This window comes from Streptomyces sp. NBC_01635 (genome assembly GCF_045209715.1).
Lineage (GTDB): Bacteria > Actinomycetota > Actinomycetes > Streptomycetales > Streptomycetaceae > Streptomyces > Streptomyces hirsutus.
The window spans coordinates 8,841,078-8,855,556 of record NZ_CP109277.1; the positions used below are offsets into that span (position 1 = coordinate 8,841,078).

Genomic DNA, 14,479 nt, shown 5'->3' on the forward strand with positions numbered 1-14,479 from the left:
GGCAACCTGAGCGGCGAAAGACCGACCGGCAGCACACCAGAGAGCAGTGAACGCGGCGGCAGCGGACAGCGCCGCGGCGAGAAAGGCGAACGGCATGGGAGTTCTCCAACAACAGGTCGCACTGGTGACGGGCGCGGCGAGCGGCATCGGGTCGGCGATCGCCGACGCGTACGCGGCCCAGGGCGCGCGGCTCTTCCTGGCCGACCGCGACGCCGACCGGCTCACCGCCCTGGCCGAGCGCTACACGGCACAGGGCACGGAGGTGGCCACCGCCGTCGTCGATGTGGCCGACGCGCAGCAGACCCGCCAGATGGTGGAGAGTTGCGTGTCCACGCTGGGCGTGCCCGACATCCTGGTCAACTCCGCGGGGATCCTGACCGAGGTGCCCCTGATCGACATGGACGTCGAGACCTGGGACCAGATGATCGCGATCGACCTCCGCAGCGTCTTCCTGTGCTGCCGGTGGACGGTTCCCCACATGGTCGCCCGCGGCAGCGGGCGGGTCATCAACATCGCCAGCCAGCTGGGCATCAAGGGCGGCGAGGGACTGGTCCACTACTCGGCCGCCAAGGCCGGCGTCATCGGCCTGACCAAGGCGCTGGCCAGGGAGGTCGGCCCGAGCGGCGTGCTGGTCAACGCGATCGCGCCCGGCCCGGTGTTCACCCCGCTGGTGGACGGCATCAGCGCGGACTGGAAGAAGGCCAAGCAGGCCGAACTGCCCCTGGGCCGGTTCGGCGTCCCGGCGGAGGTCGCCCCCACCGCCGTACTGCTGGCCAGTGATCCGGGCGGCAACCTGTACGTGGGGCAGACTCTCGGCCCCAACAGCGGCGACGTCATGCCGTGAGGCACTGAGAGGAGAGGGAGCCACGATGTGCGGAGCCTGCGGCGCGGGACGTTCCGTACCCCGCTGGGAGGACATCCTGGCCCCGCCCACCCGGTCGGTGCTCGCCGCCCGGGCGGCGAGCACCGACCGGCTCCTGGACGGCGGGTGCGGACTGCGGGTCCGCTCCTGGCTGTCCGCGGGATACCTGCTCAGCGACCGGGTCGGCCGCACCACGCACGCGGCGGACCTGGACACGCTGTGGCGTGCGGCCGGGGAGCGCGGTGCCCGCCCCAAGGACTGGCGGCCACTGCGGGGTGCGGAGACCACCGTGTCCGTCGAGGCACCCGGCGGCTGGGACCTGGCCACGGCCGCGGTCTGGTTCGCCGCCGTGGCCAGGTCCCAGCCGGACACCTCACTGGAGATCACCCTGCCCGACCCCGGCGGAGCGCGCACCCTGCTGGTGACCATCGACTCCGGCGCTGTAGGGGCCGTTGTCGTGACCGATTTCGGGGACGGCCCGCCGCCCGAGGCGACAGCTGTGGTCAGCGGCGCCGGCGCTGTTGTGGCGGCCCGGCACCTGGAGAAGTTCGGCGGACGCCGCCCGCGCCGACGGGCGTGACCCTGCGGGCCGGGCACTTCGGCCGCCGCGCGCCTTTGAGCAGACCCAGGACGGCATCGGGCGAAACCGTCCGGCCTTCTCGTCCACCGCCCGCAACGACCAGGCCATGTACTCCCTTTTGAGGACGACGTCGACCGTGCGGTGCAGCTGACGCGTGGCAAGGCACTGCGCCGCCCGCCGGCCGTCGGCAACGGGCAGGCTGCGGGCATTGTCGCCCTGGGCGACCCGACCGTCGAACGCGATCCCGACCCCGTCCCGGGCGGGGCGCAGCAGCGTTGCCGGCCCCGACGCGGGAGAACGGCAGTCGTGCCGCGGGGCCCTGGCGGTCCACCAGCTGCCGGCACCGCTTGCGCCGGCGCACCGGGCGAGCGACGGGGAGATGCGCAGCGGGCCAACGCCAGTGCGGCACGGCCCCGGACGGGGCAGCTACTTCGGCTGAAGCCGCTTCTGCGCTTCGCCTGAAAGGAGGCGCGGCTCGTCCTTTCACCGCTTCCTTTGCTCTTGCCGGGTCGGCTCGTCCATGAGCCTGTTCACCTCGCCCCGGGCCGCGGAGCGGGCCGTCCGGACGGCCCGCCCCTCCTGCCGGGCGACGGCCTCGCTCACCTGATTCATCGCCTTGTCGAGCGGCTTGCGGGCCGGCTTCTGCTTCTCGGTGAACTCGATCCACGAGTACGGACATGCCGCGTGATCTGCACAAAGGAGGTTTTCGGCAAGCGCAGCCCCGACGGCTTCGAGGAGAAGGGCCTCGGCGCGGGTGCTGCGGCCGTCGGCGGGGTCGTCGCCGGCGTTTCAGCGGCGGAAGCTGCTGCGGGTGCAGCCGTCCCGGGACCCGGCCTCGACCGGCAGGGGCCGCGGGCGGCCGGGGGACGAGCCATACGGCCGGTGTGGCCCGGGCCCACCGTTCGGCCCGCCCTCGACGGGCCGAACGGTGGCCGCGGGGTGTGCGGGGTAGGGCTCAGCAGCCGCCGCAGTTGTAGTACGTGACGTCCCAGTGGTTGCCCTCTTCGGCGTAGATGTTGCCGGAACCGGAACGCCACTGCCCGGCGCCGTCGCCGCGCACTCCGATGGAGGCGAAGTTGTTCTTGATGTAGTTCCCGAGGCACGTGTACTTGCTGTAGTCGAGCTTGTAGCCGTTCCAGTGCGAGTACGTCCCAAAGGCGTGGCCCGTCTCGGTGCCGCCGGTGATGTTCAGCGCGCAGCCGCTGGCCCGCTTGAGGGTCTGGGCGCCCTGGGCGCCGGCGAGGTTGAGCTGTTCGAACGACGTGCATGTCGGGGTGTTGCGGTTCGAGCAGTTGCCGGAGGACGACCAGGTGATGCCCGCCTCGCGGAACATCGAGGTCGCGGTGGCGTGGCTGATCTTCGTGGCGGCGGACGCCTCGCCCGCCGTGCCGATGACGGCGGCGCCGGGGGCGATGACCAGAGCGAGAGCGATCAGGACCGAGCGGATCCTCGGGAATCTCAGAGCCTTCACGGCCTTCATGTGCGAACCCTTCCTGCCGGGGGCCGGGTTTCCTTCGGCTGTGCAGGTGGTGCACGCAGATCATGGCGGATATCTACGCGCGTCTGCCAGAGGGAGGACGGTATCCGTCCGCGGGCACACGGGGGAGGGGCGGTGTCGTGTCGCGTGATGGCCGATACGTTGCCGAGCCGATACGTTGCCGAGCCGATACGCTGCCGAGTGGATCGCCACGCAGCTCCGCCGGAGCCTGACGGCCGATGAAGCCGAGGCGGCAGACCTGCGCGAGGCGGCGGCCGGCCGCCCGGACCGGACCGTGACGTATGAGCCGGCCGCACGACCGGCGTCGTCACGGGGGCGGGGCTGTGACCAGCTGATGGCATGTCAGGGTGTGGTGGGGCCGGGTGGCAGGTCCGAGTCAGGCCGTGGTGGGCACGGCGGCAGCGCCGGTGACCTGATCCCGGATCACGAAGCGGACGGTCGTCTCCGTGCGGCAGTGGGCGGCGGTCATCCGGTGGCTGCGTGGCCGGAAGCGGGGTGAGATGCCGCCGAACGCGGACAGGAACCGCCGGGCTCCTCCGACACCGCGAAAGCCCTTCATCGCGCGTTCACGCCGCCTCGTCGGCTGCTGGGAGTTCTCGGCCCGGCTGTTCAGGCCCTTGTGACAGCGATGCTCGACCGAGGGCATCACCTCGCGGTGGGCCGCCCCGCGGGAGCGCAGCTTGTCCGTGACGCTCACCCTCGGCATCGTGCGGGTCGTCCTCAGCACGCGGCGGAAGAAGCGCCGGGCCGCGGCCCTGTCCCGACGGTTCTGCACCAGGATGTCCAGCACGTTGCCGTCCTGGTCGACGGCCCGCCACCGGTACCGCTGCTCGCTGCTGGTCTTGATGAAGACCTCGTCCGGATGCCACGTGTCCCCAGGCCGGGGCTGCCGGCGGCGCAGCGCGTCGGCGTACTGCTGCCCGAACTTCCCGCACCACCGCCGCACCGTCCCATAGGAGACCGTCGCGTTGTACGACAGAGACAAGCCCCCCCACGAACGACCCCTCCCAGCCCGATCAACCAGAGGACCGTCCCACCGGTCGGCCAACGTGACAGTGCCGGCCATGCACCTGCCCGCCTCGACCTGGACCATCGGGCAGTTCCGGTCAAAGGGCTCACCACCGGGTGAACCGCACCCGAAACTTCGGCCTGATTTCGTCTGCAATGCAACGATCCGGCCAACCCCCCATGGTTTTCCACCCTCCGGACAACCGGGCGTCCGGTCCGTTCCTCTCACAACGCGGGCACGACAAGCGCCCGTCACTCTGCCTGCGCGGCGGCTTTCCCGGCCTGGCCGACAAGCCGAGCCGCCGACCGCCTGCTTCCTTTCCACAGCATCCGAAGGACGAGGGATCGATGACCAGAACGCACAACACCCGGCCGCGGCGTCCCCTGCTCGCCGGCACCACGGCGGTCGCCGCCATGGCCGTGACGGCGGGGCTCGTGGCCGCCACTGCGGAGCCGGCGAAAGCAGCGGCAGGGCCCAAACTGAGCCTTGTCGCCGCGACCACTTCGATCACGCTCACCTCCTGGAAGGAGGAGCCGGGCGTCTACCTCGACCTCGGCACCTACCTCACCGCCGAGGGGACGCCGCTGGAGCTGAAGGTGACCCGGAAGTCCTACAAGGACCCGGTGACCATCACCCAGACCGTGTACGAGGGCGGCAAGGCCAAGGCCAAGGTGCTGCCCAAAGGCACAGTGAAGGACTTCTCCGGACTGCGGGACTTCGCGGAGATCACGGTCACGGACAAGGCGGGCAAGAAGGTCCTCAGCCGTAGCGAGGACTTCTGCCCGAACAACGCCAGCGGCCGGGTGCGACCCGACGCGCCCGCCACCTCGAAGTATCCGGAGAGCTGCCCCACCAACCCGTTCACCCTCGGTTCGGTATGGGGCGTCGAGAAGGGCTGGGCGGCCAACACCTACGCGGGTTCCTACACCGAACCGGTCATGCTGGCAGCCGGCACCTACACCGCCAAGGTCGGGGTCGCCAAGAAGTACCGTGACCTGTTCGGCATCGCCAACAAGCCGGCCACCGTCAAGGTGACGGTGCAGGAGCGGAGCTACGAGGACGAGCAGAGCGCCACCGGGCCGGCGTCCCGGTCCTCCGCCTCAGGCGAGCACACAGGCCACAAAGCCGCCCACCAGGCGCCGACCGCGCATACGGGCCACGGGCCGGGACACGCCCCGACGCCCGCCCAGGGGCCCGCGCCGGTCACGAGCGGCGCGGGCCCCTCCTACAACGTGGGCCACGGGCCGCTGAAGGCGGCGCCCCCCGCCCTGCCGTGGGCGCTGAAGAAGCAGCAGGCCGCGCGCTCGATGCGGGTCGGCGACACGGGCGGCCAGACCGACGGCTCGCGCAAGGCGCCGGCGCTTCAGCCGCTGTCGAAGCGGCCCGCCGGCAAGCCCACCGTCCCCAACGTCCCCAAGCCCGACCTGCGCTCGCTGCCGGCCTACGGCATCGTCGTCAGCGACGGTGAGAAGGACATCCCCGGCAAGGACTATCTGGCCTTCAGCGCCAACGTGTGGAACGCCGGCCCGGCGCAGCTGGTGGTGGACGGCTTCCGGTCGCCCGGCAAGGCCAAGATGGACGCCTACCAGTACTTCTACGACGCCAAGGGCAAGCAGGTCGGCTACACCCCGACCGGCACCATGGAATGGGACCCGCGTCCGGGCCATATGCACTGGCACTTCACGGACTTCGCCAGCTACCGGCTGCTGAAGGCGAACAAGAAGGAGGCCGTGCGCAGCGGCAAGGAGGCCTTCTGCCTCGCGAACACCGACGCGATCGACTACACGGTAAAGAACGCCAACTGGCATCCGTTCAACACCGATCTGTCCACCGCCTGCGGTGCGGAGAACTCGATCTCCGTCCGGGAGGTGTTGGACGTCGGCTCCGGTGACACGTACTCACAGGACCTGCCGGGCCAGTCCTTCGACATCACAGACGTGCCCAACGGCACGTACTACATCCAGGTGCTGGCCAACCCGGAGAAGCGGCTGAAGGAGACCAGCGTCGACAACAACAGCGCTCTGCGGAAGATCGTGCTCGGTGGCAAGCCGGGTAAACGGACGGTGACCGTACCGGCACACGACCTGGTCGACGAGAACTGACAACACGGCAGAAGAATTACCGACGCGGGTCAAGGGGCCGACGGCCACGTGCAATGGCCGTCGACCCCCACGCCGCACGGTTGCAGTTCCGCTGCCCGCCCTCGCGGCGGCACACGGGGCGCGCCGTTCCCCGCCCGCCAGGACCGCTCCGTGGCACGGCCGCTACTCACCTGCGCGTGCAGTGGGCAATGAGCGACTCCGCCGGGCATCTTGAGTGCGGGGCTCACTTGCCTTGTCACCACCAGCATTCCCAGTTCAGGCCAAGAGGGATTCCAGAGAGCGGTTCGCGAATCGTTGAGTGGTTCTGTGGTCGCCCGATGGTGTAAGTGCGGGCGGAATCTGCTGGTCCACCGCCTGCGGACCGAGTTGGAGCGGCTGCGCCACCAGTACGCCCCGGCGCTCGCCGGGGAACGCAACGCCCGTCAACTCGCCGAGGCACAGGCCTGGCGCCTCAAGGTGCGCCTGGACGAACGCACCGTCCACATCGAGGATCTGCAGCGCGTCCTGGCGGCCCTGACCCCGGCCCCGGACCGCGCGGCCATTCCCCAGCCCGCACCGCCGTTCCAACCCTGCGTCGTCCCTGACCGGCCCCGGCGCCGACGGAAGGCCGGGGCGGCCGAGCACGGCACCGCCTTGGGCCGGCGGTGCCGTGCTCGGCCGCCCCGGGACCGACGCCGCTGGCTGCGGCACGTTGCGCTTGGGCTCGGGTGCTGCGCGTCGGCGGGGCCGCCGCGCTCACCCGGCCGCTGAGGCGCCCGGAACGCGGGGAGGGAACACGGGGAGGGAAGGGGGGGGGAGGGCCGGCGCCCAGGGTGCGGCGTCCGGCCGGACGCGGGGGCGTGGGCGCCGGCTCCGTGGTGGCCGGGACGGCGACGGAAAGGCGCTCTGCGGCGAGCCGGGCGCGTGGTGCCGGGGGCGGGCTGCCTTTTGCGTGAGGCGGCTCGGCAAGGACAAGTCCGGTGCCCAGCGGGCGGCGGTGGGCCATCGCCCGATCGGACGCCTCCGCGGTGGTGGCCAGCGAGGGCAGGCCAGCGGTACTCGGGTGTCGGCCCTACGGTGGTGGCATGGCAGTGATCAACGGTTGGCGGCGGGGGGTGGGCGCCCGGGCCGGCATGCTGGACGTGCTGGGGCCGGTTGTGCTGTTCGTGCTGTCGGTCGTGGCCGCCTCCGTCATCCCGCACGAGCACCGGATCTGGGTCCGCCCGCCTGTCGTGATGCTGGCGGGGGTCTGCTGTTTCGCGTTGCTGTGGCGTCATCGCCACCCGTTCGGCGTCCTGGTCACCGCCCTCGCCTGCGGGGTGGTCTTCCAGATGCTCGGGGTTCGGGAGAGTCCGTTGGTGACGAGTCCGGTCATCGTGTCCATCTACACCGTGGCCGTCCGGACCGACCGGCGCACTGCATGGATGGTGGCGTTGGCCTCGGCCGCCCTGCTGGTCGGGGCAACCGTGGTGTTCGGCTCCGGCTCCGGCTCATGGCTCATCCGGGACAACGTGGCGATGCTGGCCTGGACGGCCCTGCCCGCCGCCGTGGGGGACGGGGTGCGCTCACGCCGCGCGTATGTGGCGGCCGTGGAGGAACGGGCGGAGTACGCGGAGCGGACCCGTGAGCAGGAGGCACGGCAGCGGGTGGCGGCCGAGCGGATCCGGATCGCGCGCGAGTTGCACGATGTGGTCGCGCACCACATCGCCTTGATCAACGCGCAGGCCGGTGTCGCTGTTCACCTGGTGGAGCGGCGGCCGGAGCAGTTGGTCACCGCTCTGGAGGGCATCCGGGACACCAGTCGGTCCGCGCTGGAGGAACTCCGGGTGACCGTGGGCCTCCTGCGGCAGTCCGATGATCCAAAAGCGCCGCGGGATCCGATGCCGGGCCTGGCGCAGGTCCCGGAGCTTCTGGTGTCCTTCGAGCGTGTCGGCCTGTCCGTCAGGCACATGCGGCACGGCATGGCCGAGCCGCTGGCGCCGGCGGTGGACCTGGCCGCATACCGCATCGTGCAGGAGGCCCTGACGAATGTACGCAAGCACGCCGGGGCCGATCACGCCCGCCTCTACCTGCACTACCGGCCCCAATGGCTGACGATCACGGTCGAGGACGACGGGCGCGCCCGACCGCACAAGCCCCGCCCCGGGACCGGCCACGGGCTGATCGGGATGCGCGAGCGTGCGGCCAGCGTCGGGGGAAAGCTGGAGGCCGCGGCGCGCCCCGACGGGGGCTTCACCGTGACCGCCGAACTGCCGCTGCGGCCGGGCGCGGCAATCGTGGCACCGATCGGGCGGGACGCCGAGGAGAGATGGGCATGACGATCCGCGTACTGCTCGCCGATGACCAGGCCCTGCTGCGGGGCACCTTCAGGATGCTGTTCGATTCCGCCGACGACATGGAAACCGTGGGCGAGGCGTCCAACGGCCGCGAGGCGGTGGAGCTGGCGAGGACGCAGCAGCCCGATGTGATCCTGATGGACATCCGCATGCCTGAGATGGACGGCCTCGTCGCCACGCGGCTGATCGGCGAGGCCGAGGACCTCTCGGCGGTGAAGGTCCTGATCCTGACCACCTTCGAGAACGACGAGTACGTCGCGGAGGCCCTGCGGGCAGGTGCGAGCGGCTTTCTCGGCAAGGGCGCCCGGCCCGAGGAGCTGCTCGACGCCGTCCGCACGGTCGCCGCAGGAGACGCGCTGCTGTCCCCCTCGGCGACCCGGGGGCTGATCAGGCGCTTCCTGGCGCAGCCAAAACCGTGCACGGCAGCCGTGCACGAGCGGCTGGAATGCCTGACGCGGCGGGAACGCGATGTCCTGGGGCTTGTCGCGCTGGGGCTGTCGAACGACGAGATCGCCGAGCGTCTGTTCGTCAGCCCGCTGACGGCCAAGACCCACGTCAACCGGGCGATGAGCAAGCTGGCCGCCCGCGACCGGGCCCAGCTGGTGGTCATCGCCTACCAGTGCGGCGTGGTCAGCCCGGCGACGCCGGCGACTCGTCCCCCGGGGGCCGGGTGAAGGCCGGCGTGGCCGCGGGGCGCGTCGTGGCCCTGTCGTAGGCCGGCCTGCCGGATACCGCGGCCGTGGTATCCGGGAATTGCTGCGCGGGGACGACGCGCAAGGGGCCGTTCCCGGGCGATGGTGGGGTCAGGAAACGGAGCCGTGTACCGGTGCACCAGCCGTACACCGGCCCCGTCGACGGCGCGATTCTCACCCCGCACGAAGGGACCCGCCATGTTCACTGCCTCCCAGGATTGCCGCACCATCGGCGACCTGCTCGAAGGACACGCCCTCAACGTCCTGGACCCCGGCGAGGCGAGCGCGGTCCGCGCCCACCTGGTGACCTGCCCCGACTGCCGGGACGAGCATCACTGCCTCGCGGTCGTGGCCGCCCACCTGTCCGCTCTGCGCACGGCCCTGGCGCACGACCCCGGCCGGCGGCAGCCGTCCTACCTGCCCGGCTTCGGGTGCCGCCATGGTTCGCGGCACCGGGGCCGTCGGCACGGTGCGGCCCGGGGGGCCCTGGCCGCCTCGCTGACGCTGTCCCAATGGGTGAGCCGGCTTGCCTACGTCAGGTGAGCGAGGTGGCGGCGTGCTGATCCGTCCGGGCGGATCGTGCCGATCGGCCCGGGCGGCACCCGGGAAGTGCGCGCCGAGCGCGCCGGTGATGGGGCTCGGCGCGCACCGCGGCGGACGCCGCCGGCGGCCCCTGGTCGTGCACACGACCAGGAGGAACCGTGCGCGTGCCCGCTGCCGGGCATTTCTCACCGCGCACCGCCGCCCCTCCGGGGCTGCCGCGACGGGCCGCGATCGCCCTGTCCTACGGGTGGCCGAGGATGCGCTGCTGGCGATCGTGGACGAGGCCGTTCCAGCCCAGCCCGTCGCCGACCGCGTGGTGGCCGCACGCGGCCGGCCGGGGCCGGTGTCCGGCGCGGTGACGCAGACCGGCGGGGAACAGATCTCCGTCTACCACAGGCTCAACGCGCGCCTGAGCCGACTGTTCATCGACGACGGCTTCGACGAGCTCGGAAAGCGGGCGTTTTGGCTCCTCTCCTGCCACCAGCGGATCCTGCACCAGGCGGTGAACTTCGCCTGCGCCACCCACCCGGACCCTCGAGCAGAGGCGGCGCTCTCACGTGGTTGAGGGCGTGGGTCCCTGCCGGCGCATCGAGGTGCGGCGGGGCCGGGTTCCGGGCCGGTGCTCAGGCCTCGGCGGGCCGGCCGGCGGCTCCGGTGGCCTGGTCCCAGAGGGCGAAGCGGATGGTCGTCTCGGCGCGGTGGTCGGTAGGTTTTGGAGGCAATTGGTGATCACTCGCCTCGTGAATCTCGACGAAAGGTGACGGCACTTCGCAGGTGGTGTTCGTGGGCCTCGCGCAGCCCTACCGCCTGGTCGTCGCCGGCCGGGGCCGCGTTCGCCGGCGACGTCGCCGCGGTGGTGGTGCCGGCCGGATCGGCGGTCGGGGTCGGCTCCGGCCTGGGCGTGGGTACGGCGGGTCTGGTGCTCCAGGCTTCGGTGAGGAGGTCGGTGGGCGGCTTCTGCGGCCGCTCACCAAGACCTACGACAGCGTGCCGCCTGCAGTCGACGGCGTGGAGGGCGGCATGTCCACGCCGTCCACTCGCCGGCCGGTGCAGAGGCCGGCGAAGGGGGGCGGACGGGTGAGCAGGCAAGCGTGAAGGGGCCCGGCACCGGACACGCCGACCCCGTGTGTCCGCGATTCGCCCGCGGCGACAGGCATCATGTCCTTGGCCTGCTCGCGCGGTGGCGCGTGGGACCTGTTGACCCAGGACTCGAACACGGGATGGATCATGCTGGACAGTCCCGCCTCCACCCCGCGAGGCCGTGCGGAGCACGGCGGGGCGCGCGTTGTGGCCGCAGTCCTTCTCCTGGCCGATGCCGGGATCCACGCCTACGAGGCCATCGACGCGGACGTGCCCTTCCTCATCGGCGGTTTCATCGCCACCGCGGTCGGCACCGCTACGGGCGCCCTTCTTCTTCTGACCCGCGGACCGCGGCTGGGCTGGGTCGTGGGAGGGCTCACCGCGTTGCTGACCACCATCGGCTACATCATCACCCGTGCCACGCCCGTTCCCACCGACGAGGACGACTACGGCAACTGGCTGGAACCCCTGGGCGTCTGCTCGTTGGTCATCCAGGGCATCGTCGTCGTCATGGCCGCCGTGGCGCTGAGCGGGCCCGCCCCGCTACGGCCGGGCCACCTCGTCCAGGAGGCGAAGTCGGTGACACCCGGCCTCCGGCCCGACGACCCGGGTTCCGGTTCGCCCGACGAGCCGCCCCCGTCACCATGAACCACAGCCCGTCGCGGGCGGCGGGCACGCGTCCAGGACGCTCACGTGGACCCGCCGGCCGCAGGTGCACAGTGATGAGGACCTGGGCCAACGTCAGGTCCTCGCCCTCATCGAGACGCTCTGCAGAAACTGCACCCCGCGGACGGCAAGACGCCACGTCACCGGCCCGCCCACGTGCTCGAAGGCCCCACCCGCCGCCCAGCAGCGCAACGGGAATACCGGTTTCACCTGCCGTGTCAACGAACGACACGCTGCGGCCGCGGGTGAACAGGCACCGGCAAAGTCCCCCGGACAGCGTATCGGGGTATCAAGCCCATTACAGGAAAAGCAATCTGATTGTCCATCAGTGCGCCATGAAACAGCATGCAAGTCGCCTCTGTACCCGATTGGGGTCAATCTGCCGACTTCCCTTTATCTCTCGATATGGCAGACATGGGAATCGGTCAGTACGTTCATCACGAGTCGGCTGGCCAGCCGACCTCCCGAGACAGGAGAAGCGCGTGATGAATGCCCGTCCCACCGTCGTTACCGTGGCCGTCGCGGCCGCCGCGGGCCTGGCCGTTGCCGGTATCACCTATGCCTCGGCGTCTGTCTACGGGTCGGCCCAGGCTGCCCCCGCAGTCCAGCAGGCGGCCGCCCCGGCAGTCCAGCAGGCGGCTGCCCCCGCATTCCAGCAGGCGGCCGCCCCCGCCTCGGCCCTCATGGGCGGCGACTCCGGCAAGGGCAACGAAGGCAGGGGCAACGAAGGCAGGGGCAACGAAGGCAGGGACCACGAAGACCGAGGCTTCGAAGGCCGGATCCACATCAACGAGCGTTCCTACTCGGACGACCCGGGCGGCTGCATCACCATCGTGAGCGGCCTGGGCTCCCGAAGCCTCAACATCCGCAACGACAGCCGCAGGAGCGTCGAGGTCTTCCGCGGAGCCACCTGCGACAACGGCGCCCCCATCGCCACCGTCGGACCGCACAGCTCCAGCACCGGCGTGCACCCCGGCCACGTCCAGGGCGGCGTCTTCGTCAAGAACGGAGTGGTAGGCAGCTTCCGGGTCATCGACCACTACTTCGGCGGACACGGCGGAAACAACGGACACGGCGGAAACAACGGACACGGCGGAAACAACGGACGCTGACCAAGCCGCCACCCCAGCACAACATGAAGACCCCGGCCCGCTGGAATCGGGCCGGGGTCCCCCGTAACATCCCACCCCGGACACCCCGCTTTCACGCACCCGCCCGGGCACCTCATCACAAATCCGGACAACGAAGCCCTGCCGGCCCAGCCCCACCACGCCGGCGCACTCAGGGCGATTTCAAAGCCGGAGCGATCATGTAGGTGTGCAGGTCATGGCGGTGTGACGATGCCGGGTGGGTGCGCAACCGTACGCAATGAAGCTCCGTTGCGGAGGTGACCTTCCCGAGTCCCCTTCGCTCAAAGGAGCTTCGATGTGCCGTCAGTCTTCCACCATCTGCCTGGTCAAGTCGCCCACTCATCGGCACCGCGCGACCGGTCCGCTGGCCGAGCGGCCGCTGACACGGCCGATCTGCGGCGCCGACGCGGGAAGCGTCACCCGTTCGTGGCAGTACTGCTGATCGCGTTCTCCGCTGTCGTCACCGGAGCGAAGACGTTCACGGCGATCGGTCATGTGCTCTCCGCCGCGATGGGCGAGATCACCCGCGAGCTTGCCCCCGGCTGTGATGTGGCTGTTGCACTTGCGTATTGATCTTGGTTGTGACCTGCTGTTACTCAGCTGTACTGGGCGGTATTTCTGTTCCCCGGGGGAGGGTCACGCGGCGCGGAGGCGTGGGCGAGCGGTGCCATGTGGGCTGAGCTGGCCGTTCGTGCTGCGCAATGAGCTGAGCGAGGCGGCGGCTTTTGCACAGTGTGGGTGATGCGCGTGTAGGCACGCGGAGGTTGTCGGCCGGTGTGCTGGGGCCGCGAACGGCGGCGGTGTGTGTCAGCGGGTGGTCAAGCGTTGCCAGAACAGGTCGTGGTCGACGGTGCTGCTGCTCCCGGTGGGCGTCCCCGTGCTCTCGTGTCCCGGCGTAACTCGGTGGCCCGGACAGACGGTTTGTCCGTCGCCTTGTGTCCTTTTGCCTGGCGCGTCGTGGCCACGGGGTTCTCGCCGCCGCACTCATCGACGGCACCGCCCTCACCCTCACGGTGACTCGCAGCGACGAGCAGCTGGCCCGGACTCCGCCGCCCCTCCAGGGCCCGGCAAGGGACCGGTCCGCCTGGGTCGACCGCAGACGTCTAGGACCTGTCTTCTTGAGTGAAGATACTGGCTGTCTGTCAGTCGAACATGCCCGCGTAGGGGTCCGGTTCGCCAGTCATCGGATCCAGGCCCGCGTGGAACCGGCGTTCCTGCTCCTCGTGATGGACGAAGGCGCCCACTCGTCCCCACAGCGAGAGGTCGCTCAGGGGGCACGCGTCGAATTCAGCAGTCACGAGGCGCCGCAGGAACTCGGCCCTACCACAGTTGAACAGGGCCCAGCGGGGATTGCCGTGCCCTCTCCAGACGATCACAGGCCATTGGTCGGGGTTCGGTCCGGTCATCAGCCAACCGGGTTCGTTTGCGTTACATCCGCTGCCCCAGGGCAGCACTCGGTCAGCACCCAGTTCAACTCCGGGTACTCCGCCCTCCGTGGTCCACGGTTCGCGGAACCCGGCTGTGTGCTGACTCTCACCTCCCTGCCATAGGCGATCATCATTCCGATGTCATATGAGATGGCTCCATGGCCCGCTAGATGCAGGAGAGACACGGGATTGCTTCAGACATGAAATGAGAACTGTTGATGCAGGCATCTGAGAATTGCCTGTTCATTCCACTGAGAATCACAATACGAAGATGGCTGTGACCTGCTGTTTCACCCTGAAGGTGTTCAGTGAGGTGACCTCCACACGGCTCCATGCTGACCGCGTGTACCGCCCGAACTCGCAGGCCTATCAACAGGCTGTCCGATGGCCGATGCGTATAGCACTGGCGACCGTCGCTCGCGTGTGCTGCACCCTAAACCGATCGACGACGAGTCACTCCCGCTCGCGCGGGCTCTTACGACAGCGAGGCCGGTGAGGTCATCCTGAAGACCGAGTCACTCCCGCTCGCGCGGGCTCTACGTGCACCGCTGGTGCGCGCAACTGGAGGAGGCCGA

At 70.3% G+C, this 14,479-nt stretch carries 15 protein-coding genes; 12 read left to right on the forward strand and 3 right to left on the reverse strand.

The annotated features are described in order from the left end of the window. Positions 1-94 precede the first annotated feature (94 nt). Both OHB56_RS40280 and OHB56_RS40285 read left to right on the forward strand, forming a co-directional pair. Entirely contained in the window at positions 95-844 is a 750-nt protein-coding gene (locus OHB56_RS40280) for an SDR family NAD(P)-dependent oxidoreductase (protein WP_326750671.1), read from the forward strand. 25 nt (positions 845-869) lie between these two features. Beyond that, on the forward strand, positions 870-1,442 hold the full coding sequence (locus tag OHB56_RS40285) for a hypothetical protein (protein WP_406351026.1): 573 nt from the start codon (positions 870-872) through the stop codon (positions 1,440-1,442). 955 nt (positions 1,443-2,397) lie between these two features. On the opposite strand, the gene OHB56_RS40290 is transcribed toward OHB56_RS40285, so the two are convergent. Both OHB56_RS40290 and OHB56_RS40295 read right to left on the reverse strand, forming a co-directional pair. Next, entirely contained in the window at positions 2,398-2,922 is a 525-nt protein-coding gene (locus OHB56_RS40290; protein ID WP_326750669.1) for a hypothetical protein, read from the reverse strand. 394 nt (positions 2,923-3,316) lie between these two features. Then, positions 3,317-3,925, reverse strand: a complete 609-nt coding sequence (locus OHB56_RS40295) for an IS6 family transposase (RefSeq protein ID WP_326750668.1) — start codon at positions 3,923-3,925, stop codon at positions 3,317-3,319. A gap of 371 nt (positions 3,926-4,296) precedes the next feature. On the opposite strand from OHB56_RS40295, the gene OHB56_RS40300 reads away from it, so the two are divergent. The 10 genes from OHB56_RS40300 (at position 4,297) to OHB56_RS40345 (ending at position 13,050) form a co-directional block, all read left to right on the forward strand. Beyond that, on the forward strand, positions 4,297-6,051 hold the full coding sequence (locus tag OHB56_RS40300) for a lysyl oxidase family protein (RefSeq protein ID WP_326750667.1): 1,755 nt from the start codon (positions 4,297-4,299) through the stop codon (positions 6,049-6,051). Between the two features lie 306 nt (positions 6,052-6,357). Then, a complete protein-coding gene (locus OHB56_RS40305; protein ID WP_326750666.1) occupies positions 6,358-6,801 on the forward strand; it encodes a hypothetical protein in 444 nt (147 codons plus the stop codon). Between the two features lie 314 nt (positions 6,802-7,115). Next, entirely contained in the window at positions 7,116-8,348 is a 1,233-nt protein-coding gene (locus tag OHB56_RS40310; protein WP_326750665.1) for a sensor histidine kinase, read from the forward strand. Beyond that, positions 8,345-9,040 carry a response regulator gene (locus OHB56_RS40315; protein WP_406351022.1) on the forward strand — a complete coding sequence of 232 codons (696 nt, stop codon included), beginning with the start codon at positions 8,345-8,347 and terminating at the stop codon, positions 9,038-9,040. Before OHB56_RS40310 ends, OHB56_RS40315 begins: the two co-directional genes overlap by 4 nt. 216 nt (positions 9,041-9,256) lie before the next feature. After that, positions 9,257-9,601 carry a zf-HC2 domain-containing protein gene (locus OHB56_RS40320; protein ID WP_406351021.1) on the forward strand — a complete coding sequence of 115 codons (345 nt, stop codon included), beginning with the start codon at positions 9,257-9,259 and terminating at the stop codon, positions 9,599-9,601. 247 nt (positions 9,602-9,848) lie between these two features. Next, positions 9,849-10,166, forward strand: a complete 318-nt coding sequence (locus tag OHB56_RS40325; protein WP_406358845.1) for a hypothetical protein — start codon at positions 9,849-9,851, stop codon at positions 10,164-10,166. A 662-nt stretch (positions 10,167-10,828) separates the two neighbouring features. After that, positions 10,829-11,329: a hypothetical protein gene (locus OHB56_RS40330; RefSeq protein WP_406351020.1), complete on the forward strand. Its 501-nt coding sequence runs from the start codon at positions 10,829-10,831 to the stop codon at positions 11,327-11,329. Between the two features lie 503 nt (positions 11,330-11,832). Then, positions 11,833-12,459, forward strand: a complete 627-nt coding sequence (locus OHB56_RS40335) for a hypothetical protein (RefSeq protein ID WP_406351018.1) — start codon at positions 11,833-11,835, stop codon at positions 12,457-12,459. 313 nt (positions 12,460-12,772) lie between these two features. Continuing rightward, the gene (locus OHB56_RS40340) at positions 12,773-12,919 is read left to right on the forward strand and encodes a hypothetical protein (protein WP_406351016.1); all 147 of its coding nucleotides are present in this window, start codon (positions 12,773-12,775) and stop codon (positions 12,917-12,919) included. Next, complete coding sequence (locus OHB56_RS40345) at positions 12,904-13,050, forward strand: hypothetical protein (protein ID WP_326750659.1); 147 nt, start codon at positions 12,904-12,906, stop codon at positions 13,048-13,050. Before OHB56_RS40340 ends, OHB56_RS40345 begins: the two co-directional genes overlap by 16 nt. A 569-nt stretch (positions 13,051-13,619) precedes the next feature. Here the strand turns inward: OHB56_RS40345 and OHB56_RS40350 are convergent. Beyond that, a complete protein-coding gene (locus OHB56_RS40350) occupies positions 13,620-13,853 on the reverse strand; it encodes a hypothetical protein (protein WP_406351014.1) in 234 nt (77 codons plus the stop codon). Between the last annotated feature and the right edge of the window lie 626 nt (positions 13,854-14,479).

What these genes read in the sequence shown, in the direction of transcription:
- OHB56_RS40290 (WP_326750669.1), bottom strand. Translation starts at nt 2,922, where the DNA reads ATGAAGGCCGTGAAGGCTCTGAGATTCCCGAGGATCCGCTCGGTCCTG.
- OHB56_RS40285 (WP_406351026.1), top strand. Translation starts at nt 870, where the DNA reads ATGTGCGGAGCCTGCGGCGCGGGACGTTCCGTACCCCGCTGGGAGGAC.
- OHB56_RS40310 (WP_326750665.1), top strand. Translation starts at nt 7,116, where the DNA reads ATGGCAGTGATCAACGGTTGGCGGCGGGGGGTGGGCGCCCGGGCCGGC.
- OHB56_RS40335 (WP_406351018.1), top strand. Translation starts at nt 11,833, where the DNA reads ATGAATGCCCGTCCCACCGTCGTTACCGTGGCCGTCGCGGCCGCCGCG.
- OHB56_RS40330 (WP_406351020.1), top strand. Translation starts at nt 10,829, where the DNA reads ATGCTGGACAGTCCCGCCTCCACCCCGCGAGGCCGTGCGGAGCACGGC.
- OHB56_RS40315 (WP_406351022.1), top strand. Translation starts at nt 8,345, where the DNA reads ATGACGATCCGCGTACTGCTCGCCGATGACCAGGCCCTGCTGCGGGGC.
- OHB56_RS40300 (WP_326750667.1), top strand. Translation starts at nt 4,297, where the DNA reads ATGACCAGAACGCACAACACCCGGCCGCGGCGTCCCCTGCTCGCCGGC.
- OHB56_RS40280 (WP_326750671.1), top strand. Translation starts at nt 95, where the DNA reads ATGGGAGTTCTCCAACAACAGGTCGCACTGGTGACGGGCGCGGCGAGC.
- OHB56_RS40340 (WP_406351016.1), top strand. Translation starts at nt 12,773, where the DNA reads ATGTGCCGTCAGTCTTCCACCATCTGCCTGGTCAAGTCGCCCACTCAT.
- OHB56_RS40320 (WP_406351021.1), top strand. Translation starts at nt 9,257, where the DNA reads ATGTTCACTGCCTCCCAGGATTGCCGCACCATCGGCGACCTGCTCGAA.